The following is a 1874-nucleotide window of genomic DNA, read 5'->3' as shown; positions in this document are numbered from 1 at the left end:
GACATTGGTGAATACCAGTTGTTCAATCCGTCAGGTCTCGGCTGCCGGTTGGAGAATTTTGATGTTTACTGGTATTGGAACAGGGCGCAATATACCTGGCCTCGTTACACAGAAAATACCGAGCTGAATGTCTATGCCGCTGATGGCGGCGGCGGTCTTCCCGGAACCCTGTTGTTCCAGAAGATCCTGACTCCGGCTGATTACGGTATTGCCACCCCGACCCCGACCGCGTCGTCCTTCCACTGGGCGTCCTATAGCGGTGACGGTTTCGTCTTCGATCAGGATGTCTGGATTGGTTTCACCTCTCTGGCCGCAGATACCCTTCACGGTATCTCCACCCTGTCGGATGACGGCAGCTGCGGTTCAGCCCGCTCCTGCGAAACCTGGGGACCGGGTGCCTGGGGCACTATGGCCGATGACTGGGGTCTCGATGCGAACTTCGTTTTCGAGGCTTATGTCTGCTGCGTGCCGCTGCCGGAAAGAGTCTGCTCGCCCGGCGATCAGTGGCCCACTCTGGCCCACGATTTCGGCCGCACCAACGCTTCAGCCAGCTCACTGGGTGAAGATGCTCAGGGCAACCTGACCAAGGCCTGGACCTATGTTCAGCCGACCGGTCTGCCCAGCAACTTGAACAGCCCTGTTATCTTCGGCGACAAGATCGTCTGCTACTTCCTCGATTATCTGGCCTGTATCGATCTCAATACCGGCGCGGAAATCTGGAACAAGCCGCACGACGGTTTCCATATCGGTTCCGGCTGCTACAGCACCCCGACCGTATATGATGTCGCCGGATATGGTCCGATGGTCTTCACGGCCGGCGGTGATGCCAAAGCCTTCACGGCTTTCGATCTCAACACCGGCGCCATCATCTGGACCAAGAACTTCATGTTCCACAGCCAGCACTTCATGACCTACGGTCCGTCCGTGATCGTGGACTGCGGTGGAACCGAAGTCATCGTCTACTCCGACGATAACGGCAGCATTTATGCTCTGGAAGCTCTGACCGGCGTCAAGTATGCCGGCTGGGCGGTGAACCCGATCAGTCTTGGCGGCGCCATCCTGAAGGGTATCAGCACCGACGGTACTGTTATCTATGTCGGTATCGATGCCAACATCAGCAACGGCGACATTTTTGCCGTTGACGCCTGCACCGGCACGACGATCTGGCAGTTTGCCAACCAGCAGTTGTGCAACCTGAACCCCGAGAACTGCGGCGCGGAAGCCTTCACCGGCACCATTGCTTTTGATGTCTTCGAAGGCGCTCCGACCCTGTTCACGGCCAGCAGCTACAACCAGTATGTGGATTATCCGCCGTATATGAGCGGTGGTATTTTCTACAGCATCGATGCTACCACGGGCGCCCTGAACTGGGCGGCCACCTGTAATGCTCAGGATTACAATGGTCCTGCGGTTGACGCGGGCCATGTTATCAACACCGGCTGGAACGGCTGGATCAGCTCCGGCGAATACCGCGGCCCTGTTGCTTTCAGCAAGACCAGCGGTTCCGTCAAATGGTCCTGGACCACTGCCAACCCGGGAACTCAGCCTCAGTGGCTTGCGGACGGTATCCTCAGTTGCGAGACCGAGAAACCTGACTGGTATGTCGTTGGTAACAACTATGACTTCCTGACATTCTACAATTCGGATAATGGTCAGGATATGTTCCACCGTCGTATGGCGCGCGGATCACTCTACATGCACCATTATTCACCTTCAATGGATGACGGCCACTTCCTGGTCGGTTACATTCAGAAGCTGTTCTGTCTGACCGAGCAGGAGCCTCGTCCGCGTCTGGATCTGCCGCAGTATACTATTTATACTCCGGTTGAGTTCGGTTCACCCGACAACCATACGGTTATCTTCCCGAACGCCAT

Annotated in this window: 1 protein-coding gene; it reads left to right on the top strand. The window is 56.5% G+C overall.

The features are described from left to right. The coding region (locus tag AB1772_13420; protein ID MEW5797339.1) for a PQQ-binding-like beta-propeller repeat protein at nt 1-1874 on the top strand (1874 nt) is incomplete at both ends.

The sequence above is a fragment of the Candidatus Zixiibacteriota bacterium genome (genome assembly GCA_040752815.1).
In the GTDB taxonomy this organism is placed as follows: Bacteria; Zixibacteria; MSB-5A5; order GN15; family FEB-12; genus JAGGTI01.
This window is presented reverse-complemented; position numbering and strand designations above follow the sequence as displayed.